The organism is Campylobacter sp. CH246 (assembly GCF_004378835.1).
Taxonomy (GTDB): Bacteria; Campylobacterota; Campylobacteria; order Campylobacterales; family Campylobacteraceae; genus Campylobacter_D; species Campylobacter_D jejuni.
Map to the genome: position 1 here is coordinate 123586 of NZ_RYYA01000003.1, position 18847 is coordinate 142432.

Here is an 18847-nt window from a genome sequence, read left to right on the forward strand (position 1 = left end):
CTTAATTATTTTTAACGATTGAACAAAGGCTAGTATCACCTTGTATGATTTTAAGTAAATTACCCTCTTCAAACATATTACAAACCACAATAGGAAGTTTGTTATCTTTAGCTAAAGCTATAGCTGTATCATCCATCACTTTAATATTATCTTGCATAGCCTCATCATAACTTAAAGTATTTAAAAATACTGCATCATCAAATTGTTTTGGATCTTTATCATAAACTCCATTAACTTTTGTAGCTTTTATTACCATATCTGCATCAATTTCCACAGCTCTTAAAATAGCTGTTGTATCTGTAGTAAAATAAGGGTTTCCAGTACCTGCGGCAAAAACCACAACACGACCCTTTTCTAAGTGTCTTTGCGCTCTTCTCATAATATAAGTTTCACAAAATGCTTCCATCTGAATGGCGCTTTGAACCCTAACTTCAAGTCCAGAGCTTTCTAAAGCTTCTTGTATAGCAATAGCATTGATAACCGTAGCAAGCATTCCCATATGATCTCCACTTGTCCTTTTAATCAATCCGCCCTTAGCAGCACTTACTCCGCGAATAATATTACCACCGCCTATAACTATGCCTACTTCTATTTGATTTTTTATAAGTTCTTTAATCTCTGAAGCTATGAATTTTAAAATAGAATTTTCTATACCAAAGCCATTTTCACCTGCTAAAGCCTCTCCTGAAAATTTTACTAAAACTCTTTTTCTCTCTTGCATTATTTCTCCTTATTTAACTTGAAATTATATTTTAAATTCCATTAAATTTAGCTAATTTAAGCTAATGAGTTCCAAAGGATTGATATGAAAATTTTTTTGAGTTACTTCAAAAGTAAGATCATTTTTTATTCTACCCACTACGGCACCTTTTTTAATATTCTTACCAACTTTAATATTAGGAGCAATCTTATCTAAATGTGCGTATATTGTATGTATGCCATTATCATGTTCAACAATAACAACTCGAGCTAACATACTAGTATCTTTGGCAAAAACTATTTTTCCATCTAGCACATTTTTAACAACTGCATCGCTTTTATTGCTTCTTAAAACTACATTCTCGTTAAAAATTTTAAGATTGTAAACAGGATCAACATAATTTCCAAATTTTTGCTTCACAGTAAAAGAATCCAATGGAGCTATGGTTTTTTTTCCTGTGTAACGCTTGACTGAACTTCCTTGATAGCTTGAACCTAATTGCCTTATTTGTTGATTATTTTTTACTATTTTAGTATCATTTTTGTTTGAATTTGCACCTTCTTTATTATTAATAATTTTTAATTGATTTAATGTTTTTCTAAGCTCTTCTTGCTGAGCTTGCAAATCATCGAGTTTTTTTGCATATATAGCTCGATCTGTTTTTTGTTTATTAATTTCGCTAATTTGTTTTTGTTTTAAACTTTGAAGCTTGGCTAATTGAGCGTTGTAATCCTTAAGACTTTCATTAATTTTATTAATCTGAGCTTGTTTATCATCAATAAGCCTGCTTACTCCCTCATAATCTTTAGAAATTTTAAAAATTTCTTCATTTAAAACTTTGTTTAAACTTCCTAAAATTTCAAAAGCCATAAAACTTTCTTCACTTTCAATATAGCCTTGAGGGATAGGTAAATCATAAGCAAAATCTTTGGCCATTAAAGATATAAGCTTACCTTCCATATTTGATTTACTTTTAAGCAAATCTTCATTTTGGCTTGTAAGGGTGTTTAACTCTTGATTTTGAGCCTTAGCACTTGCTTCAAGCTTAGAAGTTTGTGAATTTAAGCTTTCAATTTGCAAACTTAGATCTTTCAAACTTTTTTCACCATTTAAAATGTCGCTAGCCAAATCTTCAAGTTTTTTATTTAACTGTTCTTGTATGCGTTTATTTTCTTCTAAACTTTTTGTTTTTTCATTTATAGCGTTTGCTAAACTTATATCAACAAACAAAAAAAAACAAAAAAAGATAAGAATATTTTTTCTCATCTTTTAACCTTAAACATAACCGTATTTACACACAACAAGCAAATAAACAAAGTAGCTAAAAAAATTAAAGTCAAATGTAAAATAAAATTAATAGGTGGAAAAATAATATCTACAGCCTTTAAACTTTCTTGGATAATAGAAAGATCAAAAATTTGGGTAAAAAAGGCAAGTAAAATAACAAAAGCAATAAAACAATCAACCACAACCACCTTATAAAGCATAAAAGATCTAAACCAAAACGGAGCTCCAAATAAACACATAATTTCAATACGATCGGTATGTTCATAAAGCCAAATTCTCATCTGTTTTAAAAACAAAACAAAGGCAAGTAAAATAATGATAAACAAAAATAACCAAAAAACAAATTTCATCAAAATAAGCAAAGAGTATATCTTATCATGGGTTTTGGAAAAAGTTTCAACCTTACTAACACCTACAATATTTAAAAGTTGATTTTTAATCGAATTTAGTTCATTTTGATCGGGTAAAGAATTTAATTTTAAAGTATAAAATTTTGGCAGAGAATCTTTTAAAACTTTCAAATTCTTTTCAGAAACATCATTTTTCAAACGATCGATTAAATCCTTAGGATCTAAAGATTCAAGTCCAGCAAAAAATGGTACTTTTGTTTTTACTACATTCTGATCAAGTTCAGTTTTGCTGACAACTATAATATTATAATCTTTATTAACAAGTTCTTCATAATGCTTTAAAGTTGCATTTGTAATCAAAATAAATTCAAAAGCAAACATCATAAAAAGTAAAGGTAAAATTAAAGATAAATGTGTTTTAAAAAATTTCATTCATTTTTCCATTTTCTATATTAAAACGACGATAATCCACTCTTAAATTACTAGGAATTCTATGTGTTACCACTATAACACAAGTTCCTAAAAGCTCTCTAGCAGATTTTAAAAGAGTCCATATAATATCAGAAGAATACTCGTCCAAATTTCCCGTTGGCTCATCGCAAAGCAAAAGCTTTGGATTATGAGCTAAAGCCCTAGCCATAGCGACGCGTTGTTGCTCACCACCGCTAAGTTGATTAGGCAATTTATCTGCTTTAAAAGTTAAATTTACATGCTTTAAAAGCTTAGCAGCTTGATCATGGCATACTTTTTTGCTATAACCTTTAATCATTAAAGGCAACATAACATTTTTTTCAACACTATATTCTTGTACAAGTTTATAATCTTGAAAAATAATCCCTATTCTTTGACGCAATTTTAAAAGTTCTAAATTTCCAATTTTATTCATCAAAGATCCACATACTTCAAGCTTACCAGAAATAGGTTCTAAATCTCCATAAAAAGACTTTAAAAGCGTACTCTTACCACTCCCACTTTTACCCGTAATAAAAACAAAATCATCATCCTTAAAAGCAAAACTCGCTTCTTTAATAACTAATTCATCATAACCTAAAGTAAGTTTATTTGCTTGGATTAAATTAGGCATCCTTTTTCCTTAATTTCCCTTTTTAAATTTTTAAATTATGCTTTATTTTTGCTTAATTTTCAAGAAAAATTATATTTTAAACTGAACTTTTAAAATTTCTTTTAATTCATTTATCGCTTTAATATTTTCTTGAATTTTAAATGGTTCTTTAAAAACAAAATCAATCGTTTTATCAAGATGTAAATAACAATGTTCAGGCTTATTAAAAGCTCCAAAAGCAACCTTTAAAAGCAAATTCTCATCTTGTTTATAGATGCTTTCAAAATGCAAGAAAAAATCATCTTTTTTTATAGTAATATTTTTAAAATTCTGCTCTATTTTTTTCAAATCCTCTTTAGAAAATTCAACCGATGAGAGATTAAATTCATTTAACTCATAGTTTTTACACTCTTGGTTAAAATTCCACACCCAAAGATCATATATATTTTTTTCTTGCTTTTTCCATCTATCTTCATATTTGCTTGAAATTTCTAAATTTTCATTTTTTCTAAGACTAAATTTTGGAGCAGGAAAAGTCAAAAATTGTTCTAAAGTAAAATTAAAATACTCAAAACTATCTGTTCTAAGCTCAAAACGACCATTTTGGGTTAAAACCCTAGCACATTCTTTGCAAAAATCTTTCCCAATAACTCGCCTATGAGGCTTTTTGTCCCAAGGAACAGGAAAATGTAAAAAAATCTTTTCAACTGATTTTGATTTTAATACACTCAATAACAATCTCGCATCACTTTGGATTAGCAAAATATTATTTACATTTTGTGCTTTAGCAAGCTTAGCTACTTGAGTTAAAGCTGGATTGTAAATTTCCACCCCTAAAATTAAAACATTTGGATTTTCTTTTGCTTGATAAAGCAAATGTCTTCCTGATCCAAAGCCTATTTCTATATAAATTTTACCTTGAAGTCTAGATAAAAGCTCATCAAAATTATCAACAATAAATGGTGTTTTTTCAATTAAAGCATTGTTTTTAAGTCCAAAAGCTTCATTGATAATATCCTCACAAAAACCTTCTTTAAAGATTTTTAAAGCCTTTTGCAAATAACCTATTTTAGAAGGTTTTGTATGTTTATCACCTTTAATCACAAAACCATTTTGTGCTTTTTTAATCTGCAGAAAAAAACTCTCTTCTTGAACCTTTGTATAAATAAGACCAACATTATCATTCTTAGCAAGCCAAAGAAATTCAACATCATCCTTACTATAAGGCAGATTTATTTCTTTGATCTTTTTACTTTTAAAATTTGGCACTACTGAGCTGCCTTAACTTTGCTTGAAGGTTCTGAACGAAGCCCAGCTGAATCAATAGCAATAACTTCATAACTATATTCCACGCCTGGCAAAGCTTTTACATCTTTTAATCGCTTTTCTTTAATGCCTTTAAAAACTGCATTTTGCTCCCCGCCATAGCGTCTTACTTCATACTCAACAGCTCTAGTATCATTATCACTCCATTCTAAATTTATCCCTTCGCTTGTGCTTTGAGCCAAAATAATACTAGGAGCCAAAGGGTTGCCTAAAGTTTTACCTTCTACACCATCTTTTGGCATAGGACTTTCAAGACCATCTTTATCGACCATTGTTACTTTATAATACTTGCTTTTACCTGCTCCTTCTACTATATCCTCATAAGAATTTTTATCAGTCTTTGCCAAAACACTAAAAGGAAGGAAACTTGAGCTCGTAGAATAAACTTTATAATAAGAAAAATCTTCATACGTAGGAGCATCCCAAGTTAAAATGATTTTATTAGAACCATCTGTACTAGCACTTAAATGCTCAACTTGAGGAGGTAAAGCCTTGCTTGTAGAACTTACAACTTGACTTGGCTCACTCTTTATCCCATTAAAACTCACAGCAATAATTCTATAACTTGAATTTTCATTAGGTTTTAAATCACTATCGATGTATTCAGCGTTTAAACGATTTTTTACTTCTGCAATTTTTTTAAATTCTTTATCATCACCTTTGGTTCTTTCAATAATATAAGAATCAACCCTAAAATCAGGATGCGGACGCCAAATAAGTTTAATACGATTAGGCAAATTAGTCACAGCTTGAACAAAAGGAACAGCTTCAAGTCTTGGAGCTGTGCTCACTTCTATAACCTTGCCATCTTCTGAAATTTGTCCTTGCTCATTAAAGCTTTTCATCATATAACGATACTTAGCACCAGGCTCTAATTTAGTATCTACATAATGAGTTTGAAACTTATCTTTAATAGTGCCTACAAGTTTAAAATCAGGATTTTCATCACTAGAACGATACAAATAAAATCCTTTAATATTTTCATTATATAAAGGCTCCCATTCAAAAGCAATATTACTCATATCACTAAGACTTTTTAAACTTTCAACCTTTGGCAAGCTTTCATTTACAGCAGGCTCTTTACTTGAAGCTAGCGAATTCATTTGCGAAACACTACAAGCGCTAAGCAAAAGAGTTAAAAAACTCAAGTAAAAACTCAAGCGAAATCTTTTCATCATTCTCTCCTAAATTAATTTGTTTAAACATAATATTTTTAAAATCTTCCATCAAAGGTGCTTTAACAAAAATTTGCTCTTTGGTTTTTGGATGGATAAAATACAAAAAATAAGCATGTAACATTATCCTACAATCATACTTACCCTTATAACCATACAAACTATCGCCTAAAATATAGCGATTTAAACTAGCCAAATGCGCTCTAATTTGATGAGTTCTTCCTGTAAAAAGCTTAGCAGCCATCAAAGTTAAATTTTCAGTTTTTACTACATTTATAAAAGCTGATTTTGCGTTTTTACTGAATTTATTTTCCTTATCTATGGCTATTTTTTTAATAGCATTAGAAGGCGAACGCATTAAAAATTTTTCTACTATAATTTTATCTTCTTTTAGTGGCAAATCAATTAACGCAAGGTAAATTCTTCCCATGCTTTTATCTGCAAGCTGTTCGCTTAATCTTTGATGGGTGAAGTTATTTTTCGCTATCAGTATAGCTCCGCTTGTATCTTTATCTAATCTATGAACAAGACCAGCTCTTATCTCTCCTCCTAAATTTGATAAAGTATATTTTTTTTCTATTAACCAATCCACTAAAGTGGCATTTTTAACGCTACTTGCTCCATGAACGACTAAATTTGAAGGTTTATTTAAAACAAGTAAGTCTTCATCTTCGTATAACACATCAATATCAAAATCCACTTCAAACTGAGGTTTTATCTCATCGCAAAGCTTTAAACTTGCAATAGAAATAATATCACCATTTTTAAGCTTAAATGAATTTTTATCTTGAATTTTATCATTAACCTGTACACAATCTCTTTCTATAAGTAAAGCAACTTGATTGCGACTTTGGTTTAATTTTTTAGCCAAAAACACATCAAGCCTTGAATTTTCATCTACTAAAAAAGTTTGCATTTTTTCCTTAGAGGTTTTGATAAATTTAAAATTTTAGTTTATAATTATAGCTTTATATTACCAACTGAAGGCAAATTTTGTTTAGATTAGATAGAAGAATTTTAACTCATTTTGACTATATGCAACCCATTTTATTTTTACCCATAATTCTTATTTCATTTTTCTTGATCTTTGAGGCTAATCCTTTTTTAGCAGAAAAACAGTTTGTTTATGCCTGTGTAGGATTGTTTGCTTTTATAGTTTTTTTCTTCTTCCCCATAAGGAAATTTATTTGGATTATTCCTGTTGCTTATTGGATTAATATTTTTTTATTGCTAAGCGTAGATATTTTTGGGATTGAAAAATTAGGTGCTAAAAGATGGCTTGAAATTCCTTTTACTCACTTTACTATACAACCTTCTGAAATTTTTAAACCTAGTTTTATTTTAATGCTTGCCTATCTTATTTATCAAAATCCTCCTCCAAAAAATGGATACAAACTTAAACAATTCATCAAACTTAGCTTTTACATCATCTTGCCTTTTTTGCTAATTGCAAAAGAACCTGATTTAGGAAGTGCTATGGTTTTACTACTTGTTGGTTTTGGAGTGCTTTTTATCATGGGAGTTCATTATAAAATTTGGTTAAGTATTGTTATAGCTATAAGTGTTAGCTCTCCTATTATTTATACACATCTTTTAAAACCCTACCAAAAGCAAAGAATTCATGATTTTATTTCAGAAAAACCAAGTTATCAAGTAGCCCAATCAATGATAGCTATTGGAAATGGTGGTTTAACCGGAAAATCTCAAGATGAAGCTACACAAACTCATTTTAAATTTTTACCTATTTCAACTAGTGATTTTATTTTCGCTTACATGATAGAAAGATTTGGATTTATTGGGGGATTGACATTAATTATATTTTATATTTTACTTATTTTTCATCTACTTAGTTTAAATTATAAACTTAAAGATGATTATTTTGCTAGAGTTGCTATTAATTGTGTTGCATTATTTATTTTTATTTATGCGGCAGTAAATATTTCAATGACTATAGGTTTTGCACCAGTAGTTGGGATCCCTTTGCCTTTTTTTAGTTATGGTGGAAGTTCTTTTACTATTTTTATGATTTTTTTTGGAATTTTACAGCATTTAATCACTTTTAGATATTTTTGGACGGATATAAAGGCTAAATAAAATATTTTTAAGCATTAATAAGATATAATTTTATCTTTTAATTCAACTTAGGCGGATTTATAGCTCAGTTGGTTAGAGCAACCGGCTCATAACCGGTTGGTCGCAGGTTCGAGTCCTGCTAAATCCACCATTCTACATATAAGCTATAGACTCTTTCTTTAAAAAATAACTTTTAGTTCTTTAAATATTTCAATCTTATATAAAAAAAGTATGTGATGTGATTTTTTGAAAGATAAAGTGGTGGTTAGAGGCAGAATCGAACTGCCGACACGCAGATTTTCAGTCTGCTGCTCTACCGACTGAGCTATCCAACCACAATGTTTGATAAAGTAAAAATGTAATTGTATCTTTTTTTCTTTAATTTAAGTTTAAATACAAAAATAAAATTTTATTTCCCTTAAAGTTTTAATAAGATAGAATACCCGCTTTAGATCATTATCAAATGGAAATTTTTTGAAACAATTTGGACTAGATAGACGAACTTTTAAAATTTTACTAGCTGGTTATATTATTATTGCATTGTTTGGGGCTTTATTGCTACATTCAAGCTGGGCACATACAACTCCTATTGATTTTTTAGATGCCTTTTTTACAAGCACATCTGCTGTTAGTATGACAGGATTAGTAGTTAAGAACACTGCGGTTGATTTTACCTTAGCAGGACAAATTATTATCTTAGCTTTGGTGCAAATTGGAGGCTTGGGATATATGGGTATAGGTTTATTTGTTTATATACTCATACGCAAAAAAGTTGGTTTTAGTGCAAGAAATTTACTAAAAGAGTCTTTATTTTATCCATCAATGGATGGTTTATTTAAATTTTTTAAAAAGGTTTTGCTGTTCATTTTTACTATAGAATTGATAGGTGCTATACTTCTCACCATGCGTTTTGCCCTTGAAATGAATTTTAAGAAAGCTTTATGGTTTGGAATTTTTCATTCTATTAGCGCTTTTAATAATTCTGGATTTACTATATTTGAACATGGATTTATAGCTTATAAACATGATATAGCAATTAATCTTATTATCACTTCTTTGATTATTATTGGAGGGCTTGGATATTTTGTTTTGGTTGAATTATACTTTTTTCAAAGAAAAAAATTGCAAAATTTAAGCCTACATACAAAAATGGTTGTTGTTGCAAGTATTTTTCTTATTTTCTCTTCAACGCTTATTATTTTTGCTTTTGAATACTCAAATCCTCAAACTATAGGACATTTTTCATTTTTTGATAAAATTTTAAGCTCATATTTTATCGCTATTAATTACCGCACAGCAGGATTTAATACCTTAGATATGGGACATTTGCATGATGCAAGCTTATTTTTTGGATCATTGTTTATGGTTATTGGTGGTGCACCAGGTGGAACAGCTGGGGGTATGAAAGTAACAACTGTAATGGTTTTATTGCTCTATGCTTATTGGAGTATCCGCGATGGAAGAGTTAGAATTTTTGGACATGAAATTCCAAGAGAAACTATATCTAAAGCTTTTATTATAGCTGTAGGTTCAGCTGTTTATATAGTAATAGCTGTTATTTTGCTTTCCTTGCTAGAGTCAAAATTTGATTTTATAGCCTTGCTTTTTGAAACTTCTTCGGCTTTTGCAACCGTAGGAATTTCAGTGGGAAATGGTGGAACTTTATCTTTATGTGCTTTATTTAGTGATCCTAGTAAGGTGATTATCATCATTATGATGCTAAGTGGCAGGATAGGTGTTTTTGCTTTTTTACTCTCGGTATTCAAACAAGACAAAGCTATTCATTTAAAATTCCCTGAAGGAAAGGTTAATTTATAAAGGTAAAATCGTGAAAAATCTTAATTATGGAATCATAGGACTTGGAAAATTTGGCTCAGTTGTAGCAGATGAACTCATTGCTGGAGGTCATACTGTTATCGTTGCGGATAAAGATGAGGAAGCTTTAAAAAGTATACAAAATCCTCCAAGCTATGCTTATATTTTAGATTCTACAAATATTTCAGCCCTAAAAGAAGCAGGCTTTCATGATGTTGAAGTTGTTATTGTTAGCATAGGAGAAAATGTTGAAAAATCAATCCTTACTCTTATGGCGCTTAAAGATATAGGTGTTAAAAATATCATTGCTAAAGCAACCTCTAATATCCATGGTCAAATTCTTTCTAAGTTAGGCGCAACAAAGGTTATTTATCCTGAAAAAGAAAGTGCTAAAAGACTAGTAAAAGAATTTTTAACTAAAGATGCTGATTATGAAGTTTTTGATCTTTCAGCAAATACTATACGAGCTATTAAGATCAATATAGATGAAAAATTAGCAGGAAATTCTTTAAAACATGTAGCACAAAATATGAAAGTGATTTCTTATAAAAAATTAAATAGTGACTGGGAAATACTACCTGATTTAGAAACCACGACAGTTTATAGTGGAGATGTTGTAATACTCCTTGGAACAGTTAAAGAACTTAGAGAATTTGAACACTAAGCAAGATTTAAAGCCTTACAAGCCTTTACAAAACGCTTTAAGGCTGTTTTTTCTTTGGTAGAAATTTTATGATATATAACTTCATCTAAATAATATCTAACATCTTTTATATCTAAATCCCTTGTTTTGGCATAATTTTGCAGTATATAATAAGGAATTTTAATCTTTGTTTTTGGAAATTTTTTCAAAATTTGTTTATATAAAGCTTTTTTTTGCACACAAGAAAATCTAGCAAAAACAAAAGGCAATCCTGTTTTTTCGTGCCATTTTGCACATAAATCGATATATTTAGAAGGATCTTTTAGATAAAGCTTTAAAGCCTTATCACCTATAATTACTTTTCCATCTTGTTTTAATACTTTAGCCAGAGCGTTTGAAGTTGCTGAACTTGGATCTTTGGCATTTGATGTATTTTTTTCTACTAATACACTTAAAACTCTTTTATTGGCACAAATACCCAAATCTAAATTTTTATATTTTTTTCTAGCACTTTCTATGCTTGAAATGATAGCTGCATCAATTCTTCTATAAAATAAATCTTTATTTAGCTTACTTGGAACTCCTTTTTTATACTCCATACTTGCTTTATAACCATTAGGTAGGGGATATTTCTTAAGATATATATGTAAAGGTAAAAGATTAATATAATCAATTTTTCCAAAAATCATCTCTTTTATAGAGTGTTAAACACTCTATCTCCTGCATCTCCAAGCCCTGGGATAATATAACCTTTTTCATTTAAACCTTCATCAATACAAGCCACAAAAACTTCTACATCATCATGCATTTGGCTAAATTTTTTCAAACCTTGTGGAGCAGCAAGTATGGATATAAATTTTATTTTTTTAACTCCTTGGCTTTTTAAAAAATTACAAGCATCTATAGCAGTCCCACCTGTAGCAAACATAGGATCTATAACAATAGCAGTGCGTTTTTTTGCATCTTTGGGAAGTTTTTGAAAATAAAAATCCGCCTTTAAAGTTTCTTCATTTCTCACAAACCCCAAAAACCCAACACTTGCATCAGGAATCATCTTAAAAACACTTTCAAGCATTCCTAATGCAGCTCTTAAAATAGGACAAATCATAATCTTTTCATCAAGTTTTTTTACTATAGTTTTTTGTATAGGTGTTGAAATTTCAATTTCTTTTAAAGAAAAATCTTTACTCACTTCAAAAAGCAAAAAAGATGAAATTTCATCGATTAACATACGAAATTGAAAGGGCTTTGTCTCTTTAGCCCTTAAAATTCCTAACTTATGTTCGATCAATGGATGATTGATACAATGAATATTTTTCATTTTAAGCTTTCAAAATAAGCTTTCTCGTTAAAATTTTTTACCTTAGCCACACCATCTTTTACCGCAGCTGCTGCTACAGCTGTACTTACTGCAGCTTTTACTCTTTCATCAAAAGGTTTTGGTATGACATAATCTCTTCCAAATTCTAAGGTACTTAAATTATAAGCCTTTTTAACTGCATCACTTACAGGAAGTTTTGCAAGATCTGCTAATGCTTTAGCAGCCGCTACTTTCATATTTTCAGTGATTTTACTTGCACGCACATCTAAAGCCCCACGGAAAATAAAAGGAAAACCTAAAACATTATTGATTTGATTTGGATAATCACTTCTTCCTGTTCCTACAATCGTATCTTTTCTAAGTCTAGCTACATCTTCAGGCATCACTTCAGGAATAGGATTTGCCAAAGCAAAAATCACAGGATCTTTTGCCATGCTTAAAACCATTTCATCATCAAGAATTTTTGGCGCACTAAGTCCTAGGAAAACATCAGCTCCTTTTAAAACTTCTTTTAAAGTCTTTTCCTTAGAATCAACAGCAAATTCAAGCTTTTGAGGAGTTAAATCATTTCTATCTTTAGAAATCACTCCTTTGCTATCTACTAAAATAATATTTTCAACCCCTAAATTTCTATACATCTTAGCACTTGCTATACCTGCGGCACCTGCGCCACTTACAACCACCTTAATGTCTTTAAATTTTTTACCGCTTATCTCCATTGCATTCATAAGCCCTGCAGTTGAAATAATAGCTGTTCCGTGCTGATCATCGTGCATTACAGGAATTCCTAAATCTTGTAAAGCCGCTTCGATTTCAAAACATTTTGGAGCAGCTATATCTTCTAAATTTATCCCGCCCACAGTTGGAGCCAAAGCTTTGCAAAAATTTACAATCTCTTCCACACTATGAACATCAATTTCTATATCATAAGCATTGACATTTGCAAATTTTTTAAACAAACAAGCCTTACCTTCCATAACAGGTTTTGAAGCCTGCGCTCCTATGTTTCCAAGTCCTAAAACAGCAGAACCATCACTAACTATAGCTACTAAATTAGCCTTATTTGTATAAGTATAAGCAAGCTCATTATCTTTAGCGATTTCAAGGCAAGGTTCTGCAACTCCTGGGCTATACGCCAAAGATAGATCATGGCTTGTAGCCATTGGCTTACTTGGTACAATATCAATTTTCCCACCTAAATGGTATTTTAAAGCTTCTTCTTTTAAATTCATTTTATTTTCCTCTAACTTTTAAAAAATTTTCTATTCTTTTTTTGCACTCATCAACCTCTAAAAATTCTAATACTTCAAAAATACTAGGACTTACCGCACTCCCTGTTAAAGCTATGCGTATAGGCTGAGCCAAATCTTTTAACTTTGCTTCTTTTTTTTCTAAAAAATCATTTGTAAAATCTTCAAAATCTTTACCTGTTTTTTGATCTTTAAGTGTATTAGCAAATGCTTGGAGCAATTCTAAATTATTTTTGTTAATAAATTTTTGTACTGCATTTTCATCATAATTTTGCGGCGCATTAACTATACTTTTTGCACCATTGATAATATCATGCAAGGTTTTTGCACGCTCTCTTAATAAATCAAGTAAAAATCCTGCCTTTTCACAAACAGATAAATCAAAGCCAAGATCCTTAAGCTGACGGTTAATCTCTTCAAAAGGCAAAGTTTTAATATAATGAGCGTTAAGCCATTCAAGCTTTTTAGCATTATAACAAGATGCGCTTTTATTAATATGATAAGGGTCAAAAAGTTTTTTCAAATCTTCTAATGAAAAAACCTCATCATCACCATGGCTCCAACCTAAACGCACAAGAAAATTAAGCAAAGCTTGAGGTAAAATTCCCATTTCTTTGTATTCCATAACATCAGTTGCCCCATGTCTTTTTGAAAGCTTTTTACCATCTTCTCCATGTATCATAGCCACATGAAAAAATTTAGGAATTTTAAAACCCAATGCCTCATAAAGCACAATTTGTTTAGGAGTATTTGAAAGATGATCATCTCCGCGAATCACATCACTTACCCCCATTAAAGCATCATCAATAACAACAGTAAAATTATAAGTTGGAGTTCCATCACTTCTTGCAATGATAAAATCATCCATTATATCCTCTGCTTTAAATCTCACCTCGCCTTTAACCCCATCTTCAAAAACAATCTCACCGCTTTGAGGTGCTTTAATACGCACAACAGGCTCTATACCCTGAGGTGGCGTGCCTGTAAATTCTCTATATCTTCCATCATATCTTGGGCGCTCTTTGGCAGCTTCTTGCTTGGCGCGCAATTCTTCTAATTCTTCTTTACTCATATAACAATAATACGCTTTACCTTCATCTAAAAGCTTTTTAACATATTCTTTATAAAGATCAAAACGCTCTGATTGGTAAGTTACTTCTCCATCATGTTCTAAACCGCACCATTTAAAAGCTTCGATAATTGCTTTAGTAGCTTCTTTGGAATTTCTTTTTAAATCCGTATCTTCGATACGAAGTAAAAAATTTCCACCATTTTTTCTAGCGTATAAATAATTATAAAGAGCTGTTCTAAGTCCACCTATGTGCAAATACCCTGTTGGGCTTGGAGCAAAACGCGTTGTAAGTTTTTCGTGCATTTTTTGCCTTTTCTTAAATTTTTATTGATATAATGCGATATTTATACTTAAATAAAGGTTTGAAATGAAAAAAATTTTATTAAGTTTTGCATTTTTTGCAAGTTTAGCTAGTGCAAATACCATTAATGCTATAGCTGTAGTTGTAGACAAAGAGCCTATCACAACTTATGATATAGATCAAACTATAAAAGCACTTAAAATTGATAAAAATAAAGCTTTAGGCGTACTCATCAATGAAAAAATGGAAATTTCACAAATGAAACAACTGGGTATTGTAGTCAATGATCTAGAGCTTGATGATGCTATAAATAAAATGCTTGCTCAAAACAAAATCACTTTAAATGCTTTCAAAACAAATTTAAAATCCAAAAATCAAAGCTATGAACAATTTCGTGTAAATTTTAAAAAAGATTTAGAAAAAAGAAAACTTTATGAAAAAATCGCAAGTATGGCAAAAACTGATTTTAGTGATGATGGAGCAAAAAAATTTTTCGAACAAAATAAAGATAAATTCACTTTTTATACACAAATTAATGCAAATATTTATTTATCAAACAATCCTCAAACTTTAGAAAATATCAAAAATACAAAAAAAACAATCCTTAAACCACAAAATGCATCTTTAAACACAAGCAATGCCGATCCAAGACTTTTAGGGCTTTTATCACAAATTCCTGTTGGAGGCTTTTCCCCTGTTTTAAATGGAAAAAATGGCTATGAACTCTATGAAGTTAAAAGCAAAGATGGAGCACAAACTCCTGAATATGAACAAGTTAAAAATGAAGTTTTAAACGCTTATGTAAGCGAACAAAGACAAAATTTCATACAGGATTATTTTGATAAACTCCGCTCTAAAATCAATATAGAATATTTAAGATAAAAATTACAATTAAAATTTCCCTTTAATAGGGAAAATTTTAATGTCTTGCAAGATAATTTGTATCGTAATTATTATTAATAAAATCAGGATTTTCCATCATAGAAAGATGAAAATCTTTGGTTGTTTTTATCCCACTTATAAGCAACTCATCTAAAGCTACTTTCATTTTTGCAATAGCTTTATTACGATCTTCTGCCCAAACTACAAGTTTGCCTATCATAGAATCATAATAAGGAGGCACGCTATAGTCTTGATAACAATGACTTTCCATTCTGACATTGCGTCCTGCGGGTGGAATGTATTTAGTAATCTTACCTGGACTTGGCAAGAAAGTTTTGGAATCTTCGGCTGTGATTCTACATTCTATAGAATGCCCATTTAATTTAATACTTTCTTGAGATGGTAAAGCATAACCTTCTGCTACTTTAATCATTTGTTCTATGATATCAATCCCACTTACCATTTCACTTACACAGTGTTCAACTTGCAAACGCGTATTCATTTCTATAAAATAAAAATCCAAATTTTTATCTACCAAAAACTCAAAAGTTCCCGCACCTTCATATCCTATAGCTTTAGCTGCCTTAATAGCAGTTTCATGAAGTCTAGTGCGTGTTTTTTCATCAAGCAAAATCGCAGGGGATTCTTCTATAAGTTTTTGATGGCGTCTTTGCATAGAACAATCTCTTTCGCCCACATGAATCACATTGCCAAAACTATCTCCTATAACCTGCACTTCTATATGGCGTGGATTTTGTATGTATTTTTCCATATACATAGTTCCATCGCCAAATGCTGTCATAGCCTCGCTTTCAGCCGACCAATACGCTTTTTCAAGATCTTTTTCATTTTCAACCACACGCATACCACGACCACCACCACCTGCAGCTGCTTTTAAAATCACAGGATAACCTATTTCTTTGGCAAGTTTTTTGGCTGCTTCAGCTCCTGCCAAAGCCCCATCGCTTCCTGGGATCACAGGTACGCCTGCTCTTTGCATGACTTGTTTTGCTTTTGATTTATCACTCATTAAATTCATAGCTTCCACAGAAGGACCTATAAATTTGATGTTATGTTTAGCACAAATTTCAACAAAATTTTGATTTTCACTTAAAAATCCGTATCCTGGAAAAATCGCATCTGCTTCAGCAATTTCAGCTGCTGTAATAATAGCTGGGATATTTAAATAGCTTTCAGAACTTCTTGCTTTGCCTATACAAATGCTTGCATCAGCGTATTTTAAATACAAAGCATCTTTATCTGCTTCAGAATACACACAAATTGCTTTTTTACCCATTTCTTTAATCGTTCTTAAAGCACGCAGTGCTATTTCTCCACGATTAGCAATTAATATGCTTTTAATTTCCATTTTATAATTTCTCCACCGCAAATAAAGGCATTCCAAATTCTACAGGCTGACCATCAGCAACTAAAATTTCAGCGATCCTACAATCAAATTCCGCTTCAATTTCATTCATGATTTTCATCGCTTCAATAATAGCTATAGTATCGCCTTTTTTAACCGTACTACCTACTTTTACAAAAGGTGCTGCACCTGGACTTGGAGCTTGATAGAAAGTTCCTACCATAGGGCTGTTTATACTTGGTTTGTTTGATTTTACACTTTGACTAGGTTGAGCTTCGTTTACAACGCTTACATTGATAGGTTGTGGAGCTGGAACTGGAGGACAAACAGGAGCTGGAACATCGCAGCACATATCTCTTTCAAGTTCTATTTCAAAACCATCTTGTTCTTTGATCTTAATTTTACTAATATTTGCTTCAGCAAAAAGGTTGACTAACTCTTTAATTTCTTCTTTTGTCATAAAATTCTCCTACAAAATTTAAGAACTTAACCTTGTATTATATAAAAAAACTTGAAATTTAACTTTAAAAAAGAAAAAAATCATAAAAAATATAGATTTTTTAGGTTATAATCCTTACAAACAATTACAAATATTAAAAAGGTTAAAAATGGGCTTAAAAGCGGATAATTGGATAAGAAAAATGGCATTAGAACACAAGATGATCGAACCATTTTGCGAAGCAAATATAGGAAAAGGTGTGGTAAGCTATGGACTTTCAAGCTATGGTTATGATATACGTGTAGGGCGTGAGTTTAAAATTTTTACCAATGTTAATTCAACTGTAGTGGATCCAAAAAATTTCGTAGAAGAAAATGTAGTAGATTTTGAAGGCGATGTATGTATAGTTCCTGCAAATTCTTTTGCCCTAGCCAGAACTATAGAGTATTTTAAAATGCCTGATAATGTCTTAGCTATTTGTCTTGGCAAAAGCACTTATGCAAGATGTGGCATCATCGTCAATGTTACCCCTTTTGAACCAGGTTTTGAAGGACATATCACTATAGAAATTTCAAATACTACGCCTTTACCTGCAAAAATTTATGCTAATGAAGGCATAGCACAAGTGTTGTTTTTACAAGGTGATGAAAAATGTGACACCACTTATAAAGATAAAAAAGGCAAGTATCAAGCTCAAACGGGCATAACCTTGCCAAGAATTTTAAAATAGGAACACTTGTTGCTTTAATTTTAAAAAACTTAAGCAAAGGAAGGCAAAATGTTTAACAAAAAAAATATCTTAATCACAGGCGGAACAGGCTCTTTTGGAAAAACCTATACTAAGGTTTTGCTAGAAAATTATAAACCTAATAAAATCATCATTTATTCTCGTGATGAACTTAAACAATTTGAAATGGCAAGCGTTTTTAACGCTCCTTGCATGCGTTATTTCATAGGAGATGTAAGAGACAAAGAGCGTTTAAGCACTGCTATGCGTGATGTGGATTTTGTTATACATGCTGCTGCGATGAAGCATGTGCCTATTGCTGAATATAACCCTATGGAATGTATAAAAACAAACATCCACGGCGCGCAAAATGTCATAGATGCTTGTTTTGAAAATGGGGTTAAAAAATGTATCGCTCTTAGTACGGATAAGGCTTGCAATCCTGTAAATTTATACGGTGCAACCAAACTTGCAAGCGATAAGCTTTTTGTCGCTGCAAACAACATAGCAGGTAACAAGCAAACACGCTTTGGTGTTACAAGATATGGCAATGTTGTAGGTTCAAGAGGTTCAGTGGTGCCTTTCTTTAAAAAACTCATCAGCGAAGGAGCTAAAGAACTTCCTATCACCGATACGAGAATGACTCGTTTTTGGATCAGCCTTGAAGATGGAGTAAAATTTGTACTGAGCAATTTTGAAAGAATGCATGGAGGAGAAATCTTTATCCCTAAAATTCCTTCGATGAAAATCACCGATCTAGCCCATGCTCTAGCTCCTAATTTAAGCCATAAAATCATAGGCATAAGAGCAGGAGAAAAACTACATGAAATCATGATTTCAAGCGATGATAGTCATTTAACCTATGAATTTGAAAACTACTATGCTATAAGCCCGAGTATTAAATTTGTAGATAAAGATAATGACTTTAGTATCAATGCCCTAGGCGAAAAAGGACAAAAGGTAAAAGATGGTTTTTCTTACAGCTCGGATAATAATCCTTTATGGGCAAGCGAAAAAGAACTTTTAGAAATCATCAATCACACCGAAGGTTTTTAAA

At 31.1% G+C, this 18847-nt stretch carries 19 protein-coding genes and 2 tRNA genes; 7 read left to right on the forward strand and 14 right to left on the reverse strand.

Annotation, left to right across the window (positions count from 1 at the left end; genetic code table 11):
- Position 1: 1 nt before the first annotated feature.
- From pyrH to ELQ06_RS03750, 7 genes are all read right to left on the reverse strand, one after another.
- On the reverse strand, positions 2 to 721 hold the full coding sequence (pyrH, locus tag ELQ06_RS03720) for a UMP kinase (RefSeq protein ID WP_002854049.1): 720 nt from the start codon (positions 719 to 721) through the stop codon (positions 2 to 4).
- 51 nt (positions 722 to 772) lie between these two features.
- Positions 773 to 1966 carry a M23 family metallopeptidase gene (locus ELQ06_RS03725; protein ID WP_052820981.1) on the reverse strand — a complete coding sequence of 398 codons (1194 nt, stop codon included), beginning with the start codon at positions 1964 to 1966 and terminating at the stop codon, positions 773 to 775.
- Positions 1963 to 2769, reverse strand: a complete 807-nt coding sequence (locus ELQ06_RS03730) for an FtsX-like permease family protein (RefSeq protein WP_002853622.1) — start codon at positions 2767 to 2769, stop codon at positions 1963 to 1965. The genes ELQ06_RS03725 and ELQ06_RS03730 overlap by 4 nt, the downstream gene beginning before the upstream one ends.
- The gene (locus ELQ06_RS03735) at positions 2756 to 3421 is read right to left on the reverse strand and encodes an ABC transporter ATP-binding protein (protein ID WP_002856386.1); all 666 of its coding nucleotides are present in this window, start codon (positions 3419 to 3421) and stop codon (positions 2756 to 2758) included. The genes ELQ06_RS03730 and ELQ06_RS03735 overlap by 14 nt, the downstream gene beginning before the upstream one ends.
- Before the next feature lie 69 nt (positions 3422 to 3490).
- Positions 3491 to 4669 (reverse strand): tRNA (guanosine(46)-N7)-methyltransferase TrmB, encoded by a 1179-nt coding sequence (gene trmB, locus ELQ06_RS03740; protein ID WP_052781654.1) that lies wholly within the window; start codon positions 4667 to 4669, stop codon positions 3491 to 3493.
- Positions 4669 to 5904, reverse strand: coding sequence for a fibronectin type III domain-containing protein (locus tag ELQ06_RS03745; RefSeq protein ID WP_079264303.1), 1236 nt, complete (start codon positions 5902 to 5904; stop codon positions 4669 to 4671). The genes trmB and ELQ06_RS03745 overlap by 1 nt, the downstream gene beginning before the upstream one ends.
- The gene (locus ELQ06_RS03750) at positions 5849 to 6817 is read right to left on the reverse strand and encodes an RluA family pseudouridine synthase (RefSeq protein WP_052793709.1); all 969 of its coding nucleotides are present in this window, start codon (positions 6815 to 6817) and stop codon (positions 5849 to 5851) included. The genes ELQ06_RS03745 and ELQ06_RS03750 overlap by 56 nt, the downstream gene beginning before the upstream one ends.
- 77 nt (positions 6818 to 6894) lie before the next feature.
- Here ELQ06_RS03750 and ELQ06_RS03755 point away from each other — a divergent pair, with 77 nt between their 5' ends.
- Positions 6895 to 7995, forward strand: a complete 1101-nt coding sequence (locus ELQ06_RS03755) for an FtsW/RodA/SpoVE family cell cycle protein (protein ID WP_134237466.1) — start codon at positions 6895 to 6897, stop codon at positions 7993 to 7995.
- Between the two features lie 53 nt (positions 7996 to 8048).
- A tRNA-Ile gene (locus ELQ06_RS03760) sits at positions 8049 to 8125 on the forward strand.
- 108 nt (positions 8126 to 8233) lie between these two features.
- On the opposite strand, the gene ELQ06_RS03765 is transcribed toward ELQ06_RS03760, so the two are convergent.
- Positions 8234 to 8309: transfer RNA gene (locus ELQ06_RS03765), tRNA-Phe, on the reverse strand.
- Between the two features lie 139 nt (positions 8310 to 8448).
- Here ELQ06_RS03765 and ELQ06_RS03770 point away from each other — a divergent pair.
- Positions 8449 to 9792 (forward strand): TrkH family potassium uptake protein, encoded by a 1344-nt coding sequence (locus tag ELQ06_RS03770; RefSeq protein WP_002864101.1) that lies wholly within the window; start codon positions 8449 to 8451, stop codon positions 9790 to 9792.
- Positions 9793 to 9802: 10 nt separating this feature from the next.
- Positions 9803 to 10453, forward strand: a complete 651-nt coding sequence (locus ELQ06_RS03775; RefSeq protein ID WP_002853664.1) for a TrkA family potassium uptake protein — start codon at positions 9803 to 9805, stop codon at positions 10451 to 10453.
- Here the strand turns inward: ELQ06_RS03775 and ELQ06_RS03780 are convergent.
- The 4 genes from ELQ06_RS03780 to gltX are packed head-to-tail and all read right to left on the reverse strand — an operon-like array spanning position 10450 to position 14378.
- Complete coding sequence (locus ELQ06_RS03780; protein WP_002857885.1) at positions 10450 to 11121, reverse strand: menaquinone biosynthetic enzyme MqnA/MqnD family protein; 672 nt, start codon at positions 11119 to 11121, stop codon at positions 10450 to 10452. The two genes, ELQ06_RS03775 and ELQ06_RS03780, sit on opposite strands and share 4 nt — an antisense overlap.
- 5 nt (positions 11122 to 11126) lie before the next feature.
- On the reverse strand, positions 11127 to 11753 hold the full coding sequence (upp, locus tag ELQ06_RS03785; RefSeq protein ID WP_002874417.1) for a uracil phosphoribosyltransferase: 627 nt from the start codon (positions 11751 to 11753) through the stop codon (positions 11127 to 11129).
- The gene (locus ELQ06_RS03790) at positions 11750 to 12985 is read right to left on the reverse strand and encodes a malic enzyme-like NAD(P)-binding protein (protein WP_002868535.1); all 1236 of its coding nucleotides are present in this window, start codon (positions 12983 to 12985) and stop codon (positions 11750 to 11752) included. The genes upp and ELQ06_RS03790 overlap by 4 nt, the downstream gene beginning before the upstream one ends.
- 1 nt (position 12986) lies before the next feature.
- The gene (gene gltX, locus ELQ06_RS03795; protein ID WP_002869091.1) at positions 12987 to 14378 is read right to left on the reverse strand and encodes a glutamate--tRNA ligase; all 1392 of its coding nucleotides are present in this window, start codon (positions 14376 to 14378) and stop codon (positions 12987 to 12989) included.
- A 64-nt stretch (positions 14379 to 14442) separates the two neighbouring features.
- Between gltX and salC the strand changes: the two genes are divergently transcribed.
- Positions 14443 to 15258: a peptidylprolyl isomerase SalC gene (gene salC, locus ELQ06_RS03800; RefSeq protein ID WP_052797615.1), complete on the forward strand. Its 816-nt coding sequence runs from the start codon at positions 14443 to 14445 to the stop codon at positions 15256 to 15258.
- 37 nt (positions 15259 to 15295) lie between these two features.
- On the opposite strand, the gene ELQ06_RS03805 is transcribed toward salC, so the two are convergent.
- Both ELQ06_RS03805 and accB read right to left on the reverse strand, forming a co-directional pair.
- Positions 15296 to 16627, reverse strand: a complete 1332-nt coding sequence (locus tag ELQ06_RS03805; protein WP_002854112.1) for an acetyl-CoA carboxylase biotin carboxylase subunit — start codon at positions 16625 to 16627, stop codon at positions 15296 to 15298.
- A 1-nt stretch (position 16628) separates the two neighbouring features.
- Positions 16629 to 17084, reverse strand: coding sequence for an acetyl-CoA carboxylase biotin carboxyl carrier protein (gene accB, locus ELQ06_RS03810; RefSeq protein WP_002853623.1), 456 nt, complete (start codon positions 17082 to 17084; stop codon positions 16629 to 16631).
- 148 nt (positions 17085 to 17232) lie between these two features.
- Between accB and dcd the strand changes: the two genes are divergently transcribed.
- Entirely contained in the window at positions 17233 to 17793 is a 561-nt protein-coding gene (gene dcd / locus ELQ06_RS03815) for a dCTP deaminase (RefSeq protein ID WP_002854086.1), read from the forward strand.
- Positions 17794 to 17841: 48 nt separating this feature from the next.
- Entirely contained in the window at positions 17842 to 18846 is a 1005-nt protein-coding gene (gene pseB, locus ELQ06_RS03820; protein WP_002865680.1) for a UDP-N-acetylglucosamine 4,6-dehydratase (inverting), read from the forward strand.
- Position 18847 lies beyond the last annotated feature (1 nt).